Here is a 15693-nt window from a genome sequence, read left to right as displayed (position 1 = left end):
CCCGTGATCCTGTACCCGGCGATCGACCTGAAAGAGGGGCGTTGCGTCCGCCTCATCCAGGGGGACATGGCGCAGGCCAAGGTCTTCGGCGACGATCCGGCCGCGCAGGCCGCGATCTTCGAGGCGCAGGGGTTCTCCTGGCTCCACGTGGTCGACCTCGACGGCGCGTTCGCGGGGGCGCCGCGGAACGCGGAGGCGGTGGACGCGATCCTCGCGCGGGTGACGATCCCGGTCCAGCTCGGCGGCGGGATCCGCGAGATGAAGACGCTGGAGGGCTGGCTGAGCAAGGGCGTCGCCCGCGCGATCATCGGCACCGCCGCGGTGCGCGATCCCGGCTTCGTCCGGGAGGCCGCGCGCAAGTATCCCGGGAAGATCGCGGTCGGCATCGACGCCAAGGACGGCCGCGTCGCCGTCGAGGGCTGGGCCCAGACTTCCAGCATGACCGCGGAGGAGCTGGGGCGCCGGTTCGAGGACGCGGGCGTCGCGGCGATCATCTACACCGACATCGCCCGCGACGGGATCCTGAAGGGGCTCAACGTCGAGATGACCCTGGCGCTCGCCCAGGCCGTGCGCATCCCGGTGATCGCCTCGGGCGGCCTCGCGTCGATCGACGACGTCCACCGCCTGCTGCAGCCGGACTGCACCCTGATCGCGGGCGCCATCACAGGCCGGGCACTCTACGACGGCCGCATCGATCCGGAGGCGGCCCTGGCCGCGATCGCTGCGGCGCGCGGCCCGGCGGCGTGATATCCAGAGGCTCGCGACATGAGACGCCGCCCGTGCTGAAGACCCGCATCATCCCCTGCCTCGACGTGAAGGACGGGCGCGTCGTGAAGGGCGTGCGCTTCGAGGGCCTGCGCGACGCCGGCGATCCCGTCGAGGCCGCCAAGGTCTACGACGCGGCCGGCGCCGACGAGCTGTGCTTCCTCGACATCACCGCGAGTCGCGAGGCCCGCGGCACCCTGCTCGACATCGTCAGCCGGACCGCCGAGGCCTGCTTCATGCCGCTCACCGTCGGCGGCGGCGTGCGCACCGTCGAGGACGTGCGCGCGCTGCTGCTCGCCGGTGCCGACAAGGTCGCGATCAACACCGCGGCCGTGAAGGATCCCGACCTCGTGGCCCGGGCCGCCGAGAAGTTCGGCGCGCAGTGCATCGTGGTGGCGATCGACGCCAAGCGCGTCTCGCCCCCCGGCGCGCCGGCCGCCTGGGAGATCTTCACCCATGGTGGCCGCGACCCGACCGGGATCGACGCCGTGGCCTTCGCGCGGCGGGTGGCCGGCAAGGGCGCCGGCGAGCTGCTCGTGACCTCCATGGACAAGGACGGGACGCGCTCCGGTTACGACCTTGCCCTCACGCGGGCGATCAGCGACGCCGTCACCGTGCCGGTGATCGCCTCGGGCGGCGTCGGCGGGCTCGACGACCTCGTGGCCGGCGTGGCCGAGGGCGGCGCCAGCGCCGTGCTGGCGGCCTCCATCTTCCATTTCGGCCAGGCGAGCGTCGCCGAGGCGAAGGCGCACATGGCGGCGGCCGGCCTCGCCATGCGCCTCGACGGCCCGGCCTCTTCCGCGAGGGCGCCCCTGTGAGCAGCTACCTTCTGGCGAACGCTAACCTCCTCGATCCCGCGACCGGCCGCGAGACCGCCGGCGCGGTGCTGGTGCGGGACGGCCGCATCGCCGACATCGCCGCCGGCNGGCGCCCCGGCCGACGCGAAGCGCGTCGACTGCGCCGGCCGCGTGCTGACCCCCGGGCTGATCGACATGCGCGCCTTCGTGGGCGAGCCGGGAGCCGAGCACCGCGAGACCCTGGCCTCGGCGAGCGCCGCGGCGGCCGCGGGCGGCGTCACGACGCTCGTCTGCATGCCCGACACCAACCCGGTGATCGACGAGCCGGCCATCGTCGATTTCGTGCTCCGCCGCGCCCGCGACACGGCGAGCGTCAACGTCCTGCCGGCGGCCGCCATCACCAAGGGGCTGGCCGGCCGGGAGATGACCGAGTTCGGCCTGCTCAAGGAGGCCGGCGCGGTCGCGTTCACCGACGGGCTCCGGGCCGTGGCCAACGCGCAGGTGCTGCGCCGTGCCCTGACTTACGCCCGGGATTTCGACGCGCTGATCGTGCAGCACGTGGAGGAATCCGCCCTCGTCGCCGAGGGCGTCATGAACGAGGGCGAGCTCGCCTCGCGCCTCGGGCTCATGGGCATCCCCCGCGAGGCCGAGACCGTGATGCTGGAGCGGGACATCCGCCTCGTCCGGCTGACCGGCGCCCGCTACCACGCGGCGATGATCTCCTGCGCCGATTCGGTCGACATCGTCCGCCGCGCCAAGCAGGACGGCCTGCCGGTGACCTGCGGCGTCTCGGTGAACAACCTCGTCCTCAACGAGAACGACATCGGCCATTACCGCACCTTCTGCCGGCTCTCGCCGCCCCTGCGCCACGAGACCGACCGTCAGGCGGTGGTGCGCGCCCTCGACGAGGGCGTGATCGACGTTGTGGTGTCCGACCACAATCCGCAGGACGTGGAGACCAAGCGCCTGCCCTTCGCCGAGGCGGCGGACGGGGCCCTCGGCATCGAGACGCTGCTCGGCGGCGCCATGCGACTCGTCCATACCGGCGACCTCGCGCTGCCCAAGCTCGTCGCCGCGCTGACCGTGAACCCGGCGCGGATCCTCGGCCGCGAGGCCGGCCGGCTGGCGGTCGGCGCTCCCGCCGACCTGGTGCTGATCGATCCCGATCTGCCCTACGTCCTCGACAAGCGCCGGCTGAAGTCGCGCTCGAAGAACTCCCCCTTCGACGAGGCGCGCCTCCAGGGCGCGGCGGTGCTGACGCTGGTCGGCGGCCGGATCGTCCACGCGGTCGACGACCTCGCGGCCGCCGCATGATACCGCCGCATCTCGCCACCCCGGCCGCCCTCGGCGGCCTCGCCCTCGGCTACGCCCTGGGCTCCATCCCGTTCGGGCTGATCCTCACGAAGTTCGCCGGCCTCGGCGACGTCCGGGCGATCGGCTCCGGGAATATCGGCGCCACCAACGTGCTCCGCACCGGCCGCAAGGGCCTCGCCGCGGCGACCCTGCTGGGCGACGCCCTGAAGGGCACGCTGGCCGTCCTCATCGCGCGCCAGCTGGGTGAGGGCCCGGCGCTCGCGGCCGGGCTCGGCGCCTTCCTCGGCCACCTCTTCCCGGTCTGGCTGGGCTTCAAGGGCGGCAAGGGCGTCGCGACCTTCATCGGCGTGCTCCTCGCCTTCAGCCCGCCCGCCCTCGCGGCGTTCGCGGCGATCTGGCTCGGGCTCGCCTTCGCGCTCAAGTACTCGTCGCTGGCGGCGCTCGCCGCCTCGGCGGCCACACCCCTCGTCCTCTGGGTGCTCGGCGCGCCGACGCAGGCGGCGCTGTTCCTGCTCCTCGGCCTGCTGCTATGGTGGAAGCACGCGCCCAACATCCGCCGACTCGCGTCCGGCACCGAGGGGCGCATCGGCCAGAAGGGCTGAGTGCCGGCGCGCCGCGCCGACCTTCGGGCAGGTGTGGGGGTGTTGGATGCAGCTCACCGAGGCCCAGCGGCTCGACTGGCTGCGGCTGATCCGGACCGAGGGCGTCGGCCCCCGCACCTTCCGGAGGCTCGTGAACCGGTTCGGCGGCGCGGCCGCCGCCCTCGACGCCCTGCCGGAGCTCACCGGCCGCCAGGGACGGCGGATCGTACCGCTCGCCCGCGCTGAGGCCGAGGCCGAGATCGCGGCCCTGGCCCGCCTCGGCGGGCGGCTGATCGCCAGCGGCGAGGCGGAATACCCGCGTCTCCTCGCGCAGGTCGACGCGGCGCCGCCGCTCCTGGCCGTGCGCGGCGCCCCGATCCTCAACCGGCCCGCCGCCGCTCTCGTCGGCTCGCGGAATGCCTCGTCGGCGGGGCTCGCCTTCACCGAGCGGCTCGCCCGCGGCCTCGGCGAGGCCGGCCTGACAATCGTCTCCGGCCTCGCCCGCGGGATCGACGCGCGCGCCCACAGGGCGAGCCTCCGGACCGGCACGATCGCCGTCATGGCCGGCGGCCAGGACCGGATCTACCCTGCGAGCCACGGAAGCCTGGTCGAGGCCATCCTGGCGGAGGGCGGCGCGGTCCTCGCGGAGATGCCGATGGGCTGGGAGCCCCGGGGGCGGGACTTCCCGAGGCGCAACCGGATCATCTCCGGCCTGTCCTACGGGACGGTGGTGGTGGAGGCCGCCCGCCGCTCCGGCTCGCTGATCACGGCGCGCTACGCCCTGGAGCAGAACCGGGAGGTGTTCGCGGTGCCCGGCTCGCCCCTCGACCCGCGCGCCGAGGGCACCAACGACCTGATCCGCCAGGGCGCCACCCTGGTCTCCGAGGTGGACCACGTCCTCGAGGTGCTGGGACCGATCGTCGAGCGCGGCCCGGATGCCGAGGCGGCACCGGCGCGCGGGCGGCCGGACCTCGCCGAGCAGCCGGATTTCTGGGACGAGATCGCGCTCGACGCGGCTCTCGACCCGGGACCGGAGCGAGCCTACGGCGCGTCCGCCGACGATCCCGCGCGCGACGACCCGCCGCCCGAGGCGGTGGACGACCGGGCGCGGATCGTGGCCCTGCTCGGCCCGAGCCCGGTCGGCACCGACGAGCTGGCGCGGAGCGCCGGGGTCGGTGCCCGGACCGTGCAGAGCGTGCTGCTGGAACTGGAGCTCGACGGACGGATCGAGCGCCACGGCAGCGGCACCGTCTCGCTGGTCAGCCGCTGAGGGACCCGTCCTCGGGATCGTCGTCCGCGTCGGCGTCCGCGAGGTTGCGCATGACGTCGAGGCAGCCCTGGAGGATGTAGGCGGCGGCGAGCTTGTCGACGAGCGCGCCGCGCCGCGCCCGCGAGGCGTCGGCCTCGATCAGCGCGCGGGTGACCACGGCGGTGGAGAGTCGCTCGTCGAAGAAGACGTGGGGGAGGGGGAGGATCGGCGCGAGGTTGCGCATGAAGGCGCGGGTCGACTGCACCCGCGGCCCCTCGCTCCCGTCCATGTTGAGCGGCAGTCCGACGACGAGGCCGCCGACCGCGTGCTGCCGGCACAGGGCGGCGAGCCGCTGCGCGTCGGGAGTGAACTTCACCCGGCGGATCGTCTCGAGCGGCGTCGCGATCTGGCGGCCGAGATCCGACAGGGCGAGGCCGATCGTCTTGGTGCCGAGATCGATGCCGATCAGGCGGGCGCCGCCGCGGGACTCGGCCGCGAAGGCGCGGATCGCGTCGAAGTTCATGACTCCGCCCGCGCGGTGCGCGCGAGGGTGGCCTCGGTGACGCCCTCGAACCGGGCGGGGAGGGGCTCCGAGCCCGGTCCCAGGACCAGGGCCGCGGACGGCGCCGTGACCCGGGTGAAGAAGTCGTCGAGGCTCTCGCCGCCGAAGCGCACCGTCTCCAGGTCGGGCGCCAGAAGCCAGACGTCGTACTCCCCGTCGGTCCCGGCGACGTCCCAGAACAGGAAGCTGCCGTCCTCGCCCGCGCCGAAGAAGCAGGCGCGCTCGACGATGCCGGCGTCGCCGCCCTCCACGTCGAACCGGTGCGGTTCCGCCCCGTCCTCCAGCATGGCAACCGCGGCGCCGACGCTGTGGGCGATGAGGGCCGCCTGGCTCACCAGATCGCAGGCCTCGAACGGCGCCGGCACGGCGACGCGGAACTGCCCGCCCGCGAGGCCGACGCCGCAGGTCCGGCAGAAGTCGCGATAGGAGGCCGGCAGGGCGAAGCCCAGCGCCTCCGCCGCCCGATCGAGGGCCGCCGCGTCCGGCACGAAGCCCGGCGCGAGCTCCTCGAAGACCGTCTCCCACATCGCTCCCTCTCCACCGTCCACAGGCTTCGGCTCCTCCGCAGATCGCCCCCGGTGCGCGCGGAGCCGTTCGCGTCTAGGTAGGTTAATGTTCCGTTAAACCACGCTGTAGGGGTCCGCCTTGTCGACGAACGGCCAGCTCTCCTCTTCCGCTCCGTCCGGCCGCCGGCGGGCGATGCCGCGCAAGCACCGCTGGATGCTGCTCCTCGCCTTCGAGGTGCTGGTCGCTGGCTTCACCCAAGCCATGATCCAGCCGGTCCGGCAACCGGGAATCACGATCGAGATGTCGGTGACGCCCCACCACGTCGTGACCTGATCCAGTCCGTCAACCGGCCCGCCGCGCTCCGTCGCGCCGGTCCCGCGCCGCTGGACCGGCATACCGGCGGCGCGGCATAGCCCACCCGCGTTGCGGCGCGTCGAGAGCCGATGCTATAGCGCGACCGACTTCGGGAGAGCGCTCCCGGGCAGGGACGAACGGGACGGCATGTCGGTCGACGAGAAGACGGTTCGGCGCATCGCGCATCTGGCGCGGATCGCGGTCACCGACGACGAAGTCGGGCCCCTCCAGGGCGAGCTGAACGCCATCCTGGCCTTCGTCGAGCAGCTCGGCACGGTCGACGTCGCGGGCGTCGAGCCGATGACTTCGGTGACGCCGATGGCGATGAAGAAGCGCGAGGACGTCGTCACGGAGGGCGGCCGCGCCGCCGACGTCGTGGCCAACGCGCCCGAGACCGAGGACAATTACTTCCTGGTCCCGAAGGTGGTCGAGTAGGCCGAGGACGGCCCGGACCTTGCGGACCGGATTTCTGGCGGGCAGGCGCGCGGCGGCGCGCGCGGGGACGTGAACAGCGTGGATCCGAACGAACTCACCCTGGCCGAAGCGCGCGACGCCCTGAAGGCGAAGCGGATCTCGGCCCGCGAGCTCACCCAGGCGCATCTCGACGCCATGGCCAAGGCCCGCGTCCTGAACGCGTATATCCGGGAGACCCCGGACCGCGCCCTGGCGATGGCCGAGGCGTCCGATCAGAAGATCGCGTCCGGCGCGGCGCGGCCGCTCGAGGGCATCCCCCTCGGCATCAAGGACCTGTTCTGCACGCACGGCGTGACGACCACGGCGGGCTCCAAGATCCTCGAGACCTTCGAGCCGCACTACGAATCGGCGGTGTCGGCCAACCTGTGGCGCGACGGCGCCGTGATGCTCGGCAAGCTGAACCTCGACGAGTTCGCCATGGGCTCGTCCAACGAGACCAGCGCCTACGGCAACGTGGTCTCGCCCTGGCGGCGCGCGGGATCGGACGCGCCGATCGTGCCCGGCGGCTCCTCGGGCGGCTCCGCCGCGGCGGTTGCCGCGCGCCTCTGCCTCGGCGCCACCGCGACCGATACCGGCGGCTCCATCCGGCAGCCCGCCGCCTTCACCGGCACGGTCGGGATCAAGCCGACCTACGGGCGCTGCTCGCGCTGGGGCACGGTGGCCTTCGCCTCCTCCCTCGACCAGGCCGGCCCGATCGCCCGGACGGTGCGCGACTGCGCCATCCTCCTCGGCTCGATGGCGGGCGCCGACGCCCGGGACACGACCTGCGCCGACCTCGCGGTGCCGGACTTCGAGGCCGCCGTGTCGCGCGGCGTGAAGGGCCTCACCATCGGGATCCCGAGGGAGTACCGGGTCGACGGCATGCCCGCCGAGATCCAGAAGCTCTGGGACGAGGGCGCGGCGTGGCTCAAGGCCGCCGGCGCGACGATCCGGGAGATCTCGCTGCCGCACACCGCCTACGCGCTGCCGGCCTACTACATCGTGGCCCCGGCCGAAGCGTCCTCGAACCTCGCCCGCTACGACGGCGTCCGCTACGGCCTGCGCGTGCCCGGCAAGGACATCGCCGGGATGTACGAGAACACCCGCGCCGCCGGCTTCGGCCGCGAGGTGAAGCGCCGGATCATGATCGGCACCTACGTGCTCTCGGCCGGCTACTACGACGCCTACTACGTCCGCGCGCAGAAGATCCGCACGCTGATCAAGCGCGACTTCGAGGCCGCCTACGCGTCCGGGGTCGACGCGATCCTGACGCCGGCGACGCCGTCGGCCGCCTTCGGCATCGGCGAGAAGGCCTCGGCCGACCCGGTGGAGATGTACCTCAACGACGTGTTCACCGTGACGGTGAACATGGCCGGGCTGCCGGGCATCGCCGTGCCGGCGGGGCTCGACGGCCAGGGCCTGCCCCTGGGCCTGCAGCTCATCGGCCGGCCCTTCGACGAGGAGACGCTGTTCGCGGTCGCGCAGGTGATCGAGGACTCCGCCGGTCGCACCGTCCTACCCAAGCCGTGGTGGTCATGACCGTCCCGTACTATCCCTGGACGGTCTGGATCTGGGCCGCGTTCGATCCGGCGCTGATCGTGGTGGCGGTCTACCTCGGCTGGACCGCCAGCCAGTTCGGCAAGGTCTTCATCGCGGCGATCGCGGCGCTCGGCTTCTCGGTGCTGTTCTCCTACGCGGTGAGCGCGGCCGGCATACCGTGGCCGGCGCCGATCACCCGCGACGGCCCGACCTTCTTCCCGGTGCGGGCCGTGGCGGCCCTGCTCTGGGCAGTCCTGGGCTACGGCGCGCGGCAGGCGGTCAGACGCCGCGCTTGATCTTTTCGCGACGCGGCCCGTAAGTGGCCGCACGACATCGACGCCGACCCGCGCCCTCGTCCTGAGGTCCCCGCGTGCGCGGGCCGCGAAGGAGGCCTCCAGCCGGCCGCGCGATCCCTGGAGCCCGCCTTCGAGGCCGCCGCGCAGCACCTCGGGACGCGGGCGCGGGTGGGCGGATCCCGCCACGCTCCCTTCCCGGCCCGGACGACCATGAACGCACCCGTCGACCCCAAGAAGCTGATCAAGGGCGGCCTCCACGACTGGGAGGTGATCGTCGGCATGGAGATCCACGCCCAGGTGTCCAGCCGGGCGAAGCTGTTCTCCGGCGCCTCGACCGAGTTCGGGGCCGAGCCGAACGACCACGTGTCGCTGGTCGACGCCGCGATGCCCGGGATGCTGCCGGTGATCAACGCCGAGTGCGTCGCCCAGGCGGTGCGGACCGGCCTCGGCCTGAAGGCGAAGATCAACCTGCGCTCCGTGTTCGACCGGAAGAACTACTTCTACCCGGACCTGCCGCAGGGCTACCAGATCTCGCAGTACAAGGACCCGATCGTCGGCGAGGGCGAGGTCCTGGTGGATCTGGCCGACGGCGCCTCGATCACCGTGGGCATCGAGCGCCTGCACCTCGAGCAGGATGCCGGCAAGTCGCTGCACGACCAGGACCCGACCCGGAGCTTCGTCGATCTCAACCGGTCGGGCGTTGCGCTGATGGAGATCGTGTCCCGGCCCGACCTGCGCTCCTCCGAGGAGGCGAAGGCCTACGTCACCAAGCTGCGCACGATCCTGCGCTATCTCGGCACCTGCGACGGCGACATGGAGAAGGGCTCGCTCCGCGCCGACGTGAACGTCTCGGTGCGCCGCCCCGGCGAGCCGCTGGGCACACGCTGCGAGATCAAGAACGTCAACTCGATCCGCTTCATCGGGCAGGCGATCGAGACCGAGGCGCGGCGCCAGATCGCCATCCTCGAGGACGGCGGGAAGATCGACCAGGAGACGCGCCTGTTCGACCCGACCAAGGGCGAGACGCGCTCGATGCGCTCGAAGGAAGAGGCGCACGACTACCGCTACTTCCCCGATCCGGACCTGCTGCCGCTGGAATTCGACCAGGCCTACGTCGACGCGCTGGCCGAGGGGCTGCCCGAACTGCCGGACGCCAAGAAGGCGCGCTTCGTCTCGGCGTTCGGCCTCTCGCCCTACGATGCCGGCGTACTGGTCGCCGAGCGCGCCTCCGCGGACTACTACGAGGCGGTGGCCAAGGGTCGGGACGGCAAGGCCGCCGCCAACTGGGTGATCAACGAGCTGTTCGGGCGCCTCAACAAGGAAGGCCTGTCCATCGACGCGACCCCGGTCTCGGCGGATCAGCTCGGCGCGATCATCGACCTGATCGGCGAGGGCGTCATCTCCGGCAAGATCGCCAAGGACCTGTTCGAGATCGTCTGGACCGAGGGCGGCGACCCGCGCGCCGTCGTCGAGAGCCGCGGCATGAAGCAGGTGACCGACACGGGCGCCATCGAGGCGGCGGTGGACCAGATCATCGCGGCCAATCCCGACAAGGTCGCGCAGGCCAAGGAGAAGCCGACCCTGCTCGGCTGGTTCGTCGGCCAGACCATGAAGGCGACCGGCGGCAAGGCGAACCCCGCGGCGGTGAACGCGCTGCTCAAGGCGAAGCTCGGGATCGAGTGACCGCCTCGCGGTGAACGGCCATCCCGCGCGCGATCCGATCCTGAGGCGCCCCGCATCGGCGGGCCTCGGGGCGCGGCGCGGGATGAGTGGCCGCGGATCCGGGGTCGGCGACGATGCCGGCCGCCCTCAGCCCCGTCGGCGCCTCGGCCACGACGAGATCCCGCCGCGGCGCTGCCGGGCAGGTGAGGCATTCGCATTCTTCAGAGAGAAACCGCGGCGGAACGGCTCGAAGTGGGGCCTTTCGCGCATTCGAAGGCGTGCCATGCGTGGCCGCTTCTGCGCCCCTGGAGCCGCGTCCGTCCGGCTGTCCGTGCTGCGCCGCTAGGTCTCGGGCCGAACTTGTCCCTGAACCGTCCAGGCGGCATTCCGCTGCGGTGGAGTCATCCCTGTCTCCTCCAGCTTCCCGCGACCGACACCGCTGCGAAACCCGATCGCGTCAAGGTTTCGTGCCGGTCCGTGCCGGCTTTCGCCAAGCACAGGGAGAGAGTGCGCCCGCGCTCCGGGTCGGTCAATAGCTATTTTCTCGGCAAAAGGCATTCTCGATCCACTTGGCTCCGCGAGCGCGCTGCAGCGCGTGCAGGCTCAACGACTTGGATCGATCCCGCGGCGCTGCGAAATATTGATTGGCGCGCAAACCACTTGCCGGCACCTCTATCGTTCTCGACGGGAAGTCGGATTCCGCGGTCGTCAGGCGACCGCGCAGCCGATACAGCGCCGCGTCCGGCGACATCGCCACGATCCGGATCGGTCGGATCCGCGACGAGCAGATCCCTGATCGGTGCGAGGCTCCGCGCTTCGGCGCTGACGCACTTCAGTCGCGCGGTGACGGCCGCGTCGCCCGCCACCGGCGACGGGTTCGAGAACGCGAAGTCGAATACCGCGGCTTTCGGGGACGCGGCCGCGGCGGTGACCGCGGCCGGAAGCAGGCCGGGTCAGCGCCGTTCGGCTTCCCGGGCGGGACCGGCCGCCGGCGTAGTCAGGGCGGAGACGCGGTCGCGCAGGTCCATGAACCAGTTCGGCGCCGGGCCGCGGCCGCCGTTGACGAACACCGTCGCGGTCATGCCGGCGATGAGCGGGACGCCCGTCGGGACGTGGTCGATGCGGATGCGGACGGGTACCCGCTGGGCGAGGCGGACCCAGGTGTAGACCGGGTTGACGTCGGGCAGCCCCTGCGTGCTGGCGGCGGCGTTCGCCGTCGAGATTCCGAGCGTGATGCTGTGGACCGTGCCGGTCAGGTGCGGGTCGAAGCCCATCAGCTTCACGTCGGCGGGATCGCCGACGTGGATGTTGGGCATCTTGGTCTCCTCGAAATAGCCGTCGATCCAGAAGGAATCGGTGTCGACTACGTTGATGTTCGCCGTGCCGGTCCGCGCGTAGTCGCCGACCCGCATGAGCAGGTTGGTCACCCGGCCGTTGACGGTCGACCTCACCTGGGTGCGCTCGAGATTCACCTTCGCCTGGCGCAGCTGCGCCTGCGCGCTCTCCAGCGACGCCTCGGCGATCTTCGCGGCCCCGGCGAATTGCTGCTTCTCCTCGATCGAGGTCGACACGGTCGAGAGCGCCTGCCGGCGGGCCGACTGGGCGTTCTTCACCTGCAGGTCGGCCTCGCGGTTCTTCACCTCGGCGTCCGCCGAGGTGACCGCGACCTCGAAGTCGACCGGGTCGATCACGTAGAGGACGTCGCCCTTGCGGACATTCTGGTTGTCCTGGACCCGGACCTCGACGATCTGCCCGGCGACCTGCGGGGCGATGTTGGCGACCTGCACGCGGACCGTGCCGTCGCGCGTCCAGGGCGCCGCCACGTAGAACTCCCACACGAACGCCGCCGCCAGGGCTGCCACGAGGAGTATCAAGCCGGTGGCCGCGAGGCGGAACACCTTCGCGGCGCGGCCCCGGCGCGGCACGGCGGGCAGCGGGTCGCTCCGCCCGGGCGCAGTGTCGCGGGCGGCGGTCTTCGGATCATCCTCGTCGGCGGTCGTGTCGGGCATCAGATGAACGCGATCAGGAGGGCGAGGACACAGACGTAGAGGCCGGCCTCGGCGAGCGGGGCGTTGGCGACGTAGCGGCTGAAGCGGATGCGGGCGAAGACGAGTCGCAGGACGACCAGGATCACGAAGGCCGCCAGCGCATAGGCGACGAAGGCCGTGACCAGCACCCCGCCGACATGGATGTCCTCGTGCATGGTGACCCCGGGAGAAGCGGTCGTCAGAATAGCGCGATGTCGAGGCGATTCAGGAATCGCCGGTGACGGGTGATGGTGCGCGACGCGGTGACGAGGTCGCTGGCGGCGCGGGCCGTGGTCAGCCGCACCGCCCGATCCTCGCCGGACGCGGCGCGGATCAGGTCGCGCGCCGCGGTCTCGAGCCCGCGATCGTCGCCCGCGGCTCCAGCTCGCCCGCGATGGCGCTGGCATCGGCCCGCAGCGGCGCGATGGTGCGGATCAGCGCGGCGGTGCGCACGGCGCCGAGGTCGCCCGCCGCCAGCGTCTCGCGGGCGTAGCCGCGCGTGTCGTCCCAGGCCTTGCGCAGTTGCGGCAGCAGCGCCCGCCACGTGCTCGGCGAGGCGAGGGCGTCGTTGATGAAGGTGATCACGACGATGCCGAGCACGATCACGGCGACGCGGGACACGGCGGCGTCGAAGGTGCCCTGCGGATCGTCGATCTGGCCGAGCGCGACGATCGCCACTGTGTAGCCGGACAGCATCGCGCCGTAGGCCCGCGTGTCCTGCAGGAACTGGGCGACGAAGACGCACAGGCCGAGCCAGGCGGTGAAGCTGAGGAGCAGCAGCACCCGGTCCTGGCCGAACAGGGCCATGAAGACGAGCGCCACCGCGGCACCGATCAGCGTGCCGAGCAGGCGGTAGACCGCCTTCGAGATCGCCTGCCCGCGCTTGGGCTGAGCGAGGATCGCCACGCAGGTGGCGGCGGACGAGGCGCTGTCGAGCTGGAGCCAGAAGGCGGCGGCCAGCGCCAGCATCATCGCAATCCAGATCCGCAGCGCGAAGGCCCAGGCGGCCGGCTTGGGCACCCAGGCATCGAGGAACGCCAGGGCGCGGTCGACGAACGGTTCGGCGCGGGGATCCGCGGCGATGGAAACGGGGGCCTCAGCCATGCCGGACCCGGCGCGCCGCGCTGTCCACCGCCCGTCCGGGCGGAGCAGGGTCCGTCATCGCCTCGTGCCTCCTGCCAACCCGCCGCGGATGTCTGAACGAACGGAACGCCCCGCGGTTCTAGCCGGTCAGGCCTTGTCGCCACCTTTCAGGCGCTTGTTGCACTTGCTCCAGAACTGCGGCCATTTCGGCCCCTGCGCGGCCTTCTGCGCGTCGGTGAGGGCGCGCCACTCGGCGCCGCAGGTCTTCTGCCGCTCGCGGGTGGCGGACTGGCCCGGGCTCGGGGTCCTGGCGGCTGGCGCTGCCGGTGCCTCGGCGGCGGGCGGCGCCTTCGCGGGTGCCTCCCGAACAGGCGGCTCCTTGGCGGGCGCGTCCTTGGCGGAAGCCGGACAGGCGGCGAGCAGCGGCGCGGACAGGATCGCGATCCTGGCGAGACGATCGATCATCGGAAGTTCCCCCTCGGGCGTCGTTCCGGCGCCCGAGCCGCAATCTCGCCGCTCGCTCGTGCGCCCGGCAAGACCGCTCGGCCGGCCGCCGCAAGCTCCGGCGCAGCTTCACCGAACCGTCGGGCTCGCCGGCCGCTGCCCTTGAGCGCGGCCGGGAAATCGTCTTCACTGCCGGGGTTGTACGGAAACGGCGGAGGACCACCGCGCCGCCGACGATCGGGTCCAGGAGCAGGCAGAGCATGGCAGCGGTGTCCGGGCGGCCGATCGACGTCCACACATGGAGTACGCCGAACGGCTGGAAGATCCCGATCATGCTGGAGGAGTGCGGACTCCCCTACCGCATCGTTCCCGTGGACATCGCCAAGAACGAGCAGTTCGCGCCCGATTTCCTGGCGATCTCGCCCAACAACAAGATTCCCGCCATCGTCGACCCGGACGGGCCCGGGGGACAGCCGATCTCGGTCTTCGAATCCGGGGCGATCCTGCAGTATCTCGGTCGGAAGTCCGGGCAGTTCTACCCGGCCGACGAGCGCGCCCGCGTGCAGGTCGACGAGTGGCTGTTCTGGCAGGTGGCGGGGTTCGGGCCGATGCTCGGGCAGACGCACCACTTCAAGATCTACGCGCCCGAGAAGGTGCCGTACGCGATCGAGCGGTTCACCGCGGAGGCCAAGCGGCTCTACGGCGTGCTGGAGCGCCGCCTCGAGGGCCGCCCCTTCCTGGCCGACGACTACTCCATCGCCGATATCGCGACGTTCACCTGGGCCAAGCTCAACTTCAAGCAGGGTGTCGACATCAACACCCTGCCGAACGTGGCCCGATGGCTCGAGAGCATCCTGGCGAGGCCGGCGGTGCAGCGCGGCCTCGCGGCGATCTGACGCCGCTCAGTTCTTGTTGGCGGCCTGCTGGTTCACGTCCGGCACGCGGGTCCAGGTCTGCGACCCGCACAGGATCTTGAGCATGCAGCCCGAGACGTTGAGCTCGGCCTCGCTCTCGCGCTCCAGGCTGACCGTGTAGATCTTGCCTTCCTCGATATTGTAGAGTTCGCCGGTGAACTTCGCGTCGTCCGGCTTCAGACCTTCGATCAGCTGGAGACCGATCACCGGGCGGGCGCGCTTCTTCGGATCGGGATTCTTGAGATCGGTGCGCGGGGCGCCGTTGTCGAAGGTCGGCGTCTTGAGCCAGACGACCTTGCCGCAGACCAGCTTCTGGCCGGCGCCGCAGCGGTCGATCCGGATCTTGGCGCGGCCGTCGCCGGTGAGCCACGTGCCGGACGGATCCTTGGCGGTGTCGGCGGCGGCGGCGGAGAGGCCGGCGAGAAGCAGGCTGGCGCCGAGAGCGAGTCGCATGGTTCGTCTCCGGGTTAGGGGCGTCCGCGGACGCCCGGGGGGTGGACGAAGTCGGTTGGTGCGCGACTGAGCCGCCGCAATCGGGCGATTTTTCGGCGGTGTTGCGGCGGAGCCACGGCCGCGCTTGCCCCGCCGGGTCGCGCTGGGCCGCTTGAGGCACCGGGGGGCGCCCGCTATAAGCCCGGCGCCGAAGCGAAATTCTCGCTGCCGCGGCGTGTCCGGATCGCCGGCGCGCCGCAGACCTTTTCCACAGACAGACCGGACGCACCATGGCCACCGAGCGCACCTTCTCGATCCTGAAGCCCGACGCGACGCGGCGGAACCTGACCGGCGCGGTCAACGCCGTCATCGAGGAGGCCGGCCTCCGCATCGTCGGCCAGCGCCGCATCCGCATGACCAAGGAGCAGGCCGAGAAGTTCTACGAGGTGCACAAGGAGCGCCCGTTCTTCGGCGAGCTCGTGACCTTCATGACGTCCGGCCCGGTGGTGGTTCAGGTCCTCGAAGGCGAGAACGCCGTCGCCAAGTACCGCGAGGTCATGGGCGCGACGAACCCGGCCCAGGCCGCCGAGGGCACGATCCGCAAGAAGTTCGCCGAGTCCGTCGGCGAGAACACCGTCCACGGTTCGGACAGCGCCGAGAACGCCAAGCTCGAGATCGCGCAGTTCTTCAAGGATTCCGACATCGCCGCCTGAG

18 protein-coding genes and 2 pseudogenes are annotated in these 15693 nt (G+C 71.7%); 12 read left to right on the top strand and 8 right to left on the bottom strand.

All coding sequences use genetic code 11. The annotated features are described in order from the left end of the window. Nucleotides 1-3 precede the first annotated feature (3 nt). The 5 genes and pseudogenes from hisA (at nucleotide 4) to dprA (ending at nucleotide 4727) form a co-directional block, all read left to right on the top strand. Nucleotides 4-747: a 1-(5-phosphoribosyl)-5-[(5-phosphoribosylamino)methylideneamino]imidazole-4-carboxamide isomerase gene (gene hisA, locus MMR14E_RS16385; RefSeq protein WP_331315693.1), complete on the top strand. Its 744-nt coding sequence runs from the start codon at nucleotides 4-6 to the stop codon at nucleotides 745-747. A 32-nt stretch (nucleotides 748-779) separates the two neighbouring features. Further along, nucleotides 780-1583 carry an imidazole glycerol phosphate synthase subunit HisF gene (gene hisF, locus MMR14E_RS16380; RefSeq protein ID WP_331315692.1) on the top strand — a complete coding sequence of 268 codons (804 nt, stop codon included), beginning with the start codon at nucleotides 780-782 and terminating at the stop codon, nucleotides 1581-1583. Continuing rightward, nucleotides 1580-2876, top strand: a pseudogene (locus MMR14E_RS16375) (dihydroorotase). Before hisF ends, MMR14E_RS16375 begins: the two are co-directional and overlap by 4 nt. After that, nucleotides 2873-3478 (top strand): glycerol-3-phosphate 1-O-acyltransferase PlsY, encoded by a 606-nt coding sequence (gene plsY / locus MMR14E_RS16370; protein WP_331315691.1) that lies wholly within the window; start codon nucleotides 2873-2875, stop codon nucleotides 3476-3478. Before MMR14E_RS16375 ends, plsY begins: the two are co-directional and overlap by 4 nt. A 46-nt stretch (nucleotides 3479-3524) precedes the next feature. Then, nucleotides 3525-4727 (top strand): DNA-processing protein DprA, encoded by a 1203-nt coding sequence (gene dprA / locus MMR14E_RS16365; RefSeq protein ID WP_331315690.1) that lies wholly within the window; start codon nucleotides 3525-3527, stop codon nucleotides 4725-4727. Here the strand turns inward: dprA and ruvX are convergent. Both ruvX and MMR14E_RS16355 read right to left on the bottom strand, forming a co-directional pair. Further along, a complete protein-coding gene (gene ruvX / locus MMR14E_RS16360) occupies nucleotides 4717-5229 on the bottom strand; it encodes a Holliday junction resolvase RuvX (RefSeq protein ID WP_331315688.1) in 513 nt (170 codons plus the stop codon). The two genes, dprA and ruvX, sit on opposite strands and share 11 nt — an antisense overlap. Then, nucleotides 5226-5795: an SMI1/KNR4 family protein gene (locus MMR14E_RS16355; RefSeq protein ID WP_331315687.1), complete on the bottom strand. Its 570-nt coding sequence runs from the start codon at nucleotides 5793-5795 to the stop codon at nucleotides 5226-5228. The genes ruvX and MMR14E_RS16355 overlap by 4 nt, the downstream gene beginning before the upstream one ends. Nucleotides 5796-5967: 172 nt before the next feature. Here MMR14E_RS16355 and MMR14E_RS16350 point away from each other — a divergent pair, with 172 nt between their 5' ends. From MMR14E_RS16350 to gatB, 5 genes are all read left to right on the top strand, one after another. Then, a complete protein-coding gene (locus MMR14E_RS16350; protein WP_012317484.1) occupies nucleotides 5968-6108 on the top strand; it encodes a hypothetical protein in 141 nt (46 codons plus the stop codon). A gap of 168 nt (nucleotides 6109-6276) precedes the next feature. Continuing rightward, nucleotides 6277-6564, top strand: coding sequence for an Asp-tRNA(Asn)/Glu-tRNA(Gln) amidotransferase subunit GatC (gatC, locus tag MMR14E_RS16345; protein ID WP_012317485.1), 288 nt, complete (start codon nucleotides 6277-6279; stop codon nucleotides 6562-6564). Between the two features lie 78 nt (nucleotides 6565-6642). Continuing rightward, a complete protein-coding gene (gatA, locus tag MMR14E_RS16340; RefSeq protein WP_331315685.1) occupies nucleotides 6643-8121 on the top strand; it encodes an Asp-tRNA(Asn)/Glu-tRNA(Gln) amidotransferase subunit GatA in 1479 nt (492 codons plus the stop codon). Then, nucleotides 8118-8417 (top strand): hypothetical protein, encoded by a 300-nt coding sequence (locus MMR14E_RS16335; protein WP_331315683.1) that lies wholly within the window; start codon nucleotides 8118-8120, stop codon nucleotides 8415-8417. The genes gatA and MMR14E_RS16335 overlap by 4 nt, the downstream gene beginning before the upstream one ends. 210 nt (nucleotides 8418-8627) lie before the next feature. Beyond that, entirely contained in the window at nucleotides 8628-10100 is a 1473-nt protein-coding gene (gatB, locus tag MMR14E_RS16330) for an Asp-tRNA(Asn)/Glu-tRNA(Gln) amidotransferase subunit GatB (protein ID WP_091978070.1), read from the top strand. A gap of 508 nt (nucleotides 10101-10608) precedes the next feature. Here the strand turns inward: gatB and MMR14E_RS16325 are convergent. From MMR14E_RS16325 to MMR14E_RS16305, 5 genes and pseudogenes are all read right to left on the bottom strand, one after another. Beyond that, the gene (locus MMR14E_RS16325) at nucleotides 10609-10830 is read right to left on the bottom strand and encodes a hypothetical protein (protein WP_331315681.1); all 222 of its coding nucleotides are present in this window, start codon (nucleotides 10828-10830) and stop codon (nucleotides 10609-10611) included. 202 nt (nucleotides 10831-11032) lie between these two features. Further along, nucleotides 11033-12088, bottom strand: a complete 1056-nt coding sequence (locus tag MMR14E_RS16320; RefSeq protein WP_331315679.1) for an HlyD family secretion protein — start codon at nucleotides 12086-12088, stop codon at nucleotides 11033-11035. Then, complete coding sequence (locus tag MMR14E_RS16315; protein WP_020091795.1) at nucleotides 12088-12282, bottom strand: DUF1656 domain-containing protein; 195 nt, start codon at nucleotides 12280-12282, stop codon at nucleotides 12088-12090. Before MMR14E_RS16315 ends, MMR14E_RS16320 begins: the two co-directional genes overlap by 1 nt. A gap of 202 nt (nucleotides 12283-12484) precedes the next feature. Next, nucleotides 12485-13210 (bottom strand): annotated as a pseudogene (locus tag MMR14E_RS16310) (FUSC family protein); the annotation flags it as partial. A gap of 126 nt (nucleotides 13211-13336) precedes the next feature. After that, nucleotides 13337-13654, bottom strand: a complete 318-nt coding sequence (locus MMR14E_RS16305) for a hypothetical protein (protein WP_331315678.1) — start codon at nucleotides 13652-13654, stop codon at nucleotides 13337-13339. A gap of 239 nt (nucleotides 13655-13893) precedes the next feature. On the opposite strand from MMR14E_RS16305, the gene MMR14E_RS16300 reads away from it, so the two are divergent. Further along, the gene (locus MMR14E_RS16300; protein ID WP_331315677.1) at nucleotides 13894-14529 is read left to right on the top strand and encodes a glutathione S-transferase N-terminal domain-containing protein; all 636 of its coding nucleotides are present in this window, start codon (nucleotides 13894-13896) and stop codon (nucleotides 14527-14529) included. Between the two features lie 6 nt (nucleotides 14530-14535). Here MMR14E_RS16300 and MMR14E_RS16295 read toward each other — a convergent pair whose 3' ends face one another. Continuing rightward, nucleotides 14536-15000: a DUF2147 domain-containing protein gene (locus MMR14E_RS16295; RefSeq protein WP_331315676.1), complete on the bottom strand. Its 465-nt coding sequence runs from the start codon at nucleotides 14998-15000 to the stop codon at nucleotides 14536-14538. A 269-nt stretch (nucleotides 15001-15269) separates the two neighbouring features. On the opposite strand from MMR14E_RS16295, the gene ndk reads away from it, so the two are divergent. Continuing rightward, nucleotides 15270-15692 (top strand): nucleoside-diphosphate kinase, encoded by a 423-nt coding sequence (gene ndk, locus MMR14E_RS16290; protein ID WP_012317495.1) that lies wholly within the window; start codon nucleotides 15270-15272, stop codon nucleotides 15690-15692. Nucleotide 15693: the final 1 nt, after the last annotated feature.

Source organism: Methylobacterium mesophilicum (assembly GCF_036441335.1).
GTDB classification, from domain to species: Bacteria; Pseudomonadota; Alphaproteobacteria; order Rhizobiales; family Beijerinckiaceae; genus Methylobacterium; species Methylobacterium mesophilicum_B.
This window is presented reverse-complemented; position numbering and strand designations above follow the sequence as displayed.

What these genes read in the sequence shown, in the direction of transcription:
- MMR14E_RS16355 (WP_331315687.1), bottom strand. Translation starts at nt 5,795, where the DNA reads ATGTGGGAGACGGTCTTCGAGGAGCTCGCGCCGGGCTTCGTGCCGGAC.
- MMR14E_RS16335 (WP_331315683.1), top strand. Translation starts at nt 8,118, where the DNA reads ATGACCGTCCCGTACTATCCCTGGACGGTCTGGATCTGGGCCGCGTTC.
- gatC (WP_012317485.1), top strand. Translation starts at nt 6,277, where the DNA reads ATGTCGGTCGACGAGAAGACGGTTCGGCGCATCGCGCATCTGGCGCGG.
- MMR14E_RS16300 (WP_331315677.1), top strand. Translation starts at nt 13,894, where the DNA reads ATGGCAGCGGTGTCCGGGCGGCCGATCGACGTCCACACATGGAGTACG.
- ruvX (WP_331315688.1), bottom strand. Translation starts at nt 5,229, where the DNA reads ATGAACTTCGACGCGATCCGCGCCTTCGCGGCCGAGTCCCGCGGCGGC.
- MMR14E_RS16325 (WP_331315681.1), bottom strand. Translation starts at nt 10,830, where the DNA reads ATGTCGCCGGACGCGGCGCTGTATCGGCTGCGCGGTCGCCTGACGACC.
- ndk (WP_012317495.1), top strand. Translation starts at nt 15,270, where the DNA reads ATGGCCACCGAGCGCACCTTCTCGATCCTGAAGCCCGACGCGACGCGG.
- MMR14E_RS16320 (WP_331315679.1), bottom strand. Translation starts at nt 12,088, where the DNA reads ATGCCCGACACGACCGCCGACGAGGATGATCCGAAGACCGCCGCCCGC.
- dprA (WP_331315690.1), top strand. Translation starts at nt 3,525, where the DNA reads ATGCAGCTCACCGAGGCCCAGCGGCTCGACTGGCTGCGGCTGATCCGG.
- MMR14E_RS16350 (WP_012317484.1), top strand. Translation starts at nt 5,968, where the DNA reads ATGCCGCGCAAGCACCGCTGGATGCTGCTCCTCGCCTTCGAGGTGCTG.
- MMR14E_RS16315 (WP_020091795.1), bottom strand. Translation starts at nt 12,282, where the DNA reads ATGCACGAGGACATCCATGTCGGCGGGGTGCTGGTCACGGCCTTCGTC.
- MMR14E_RS16295 (WP_331315676.1), bottom strand. Translation starts at nt 15,000, where the DNA reads ATGCGACTCGCTCTCGGCGCCAGCCTGCTTCTCGCCGGCCTCTCCGCC.
- MMR14E_RS16305 (WP_331315678.1), bottom strand. Translation starts at nt 13,654, where the DNA reads ATGATCGATCGTCTCGCCAGGATCGCGATCCTGTCCGCGCCGCTGCTC.
- gatB (WP_091978070.1), top strand. Translation starts at nt 8,628, where the DNA reads ATGAACGCACCCGTCGACCCCAAGAAGCTGATCAAGGGCGGCCTCCAC.
- plsY (WP_331315691.1), top strand. Translation starts at nt 2,873, where the DNA reads ATGATACCGCCGCATCTCGCCACCCCGGCCGCCCTCGGCGGCCTCGCC.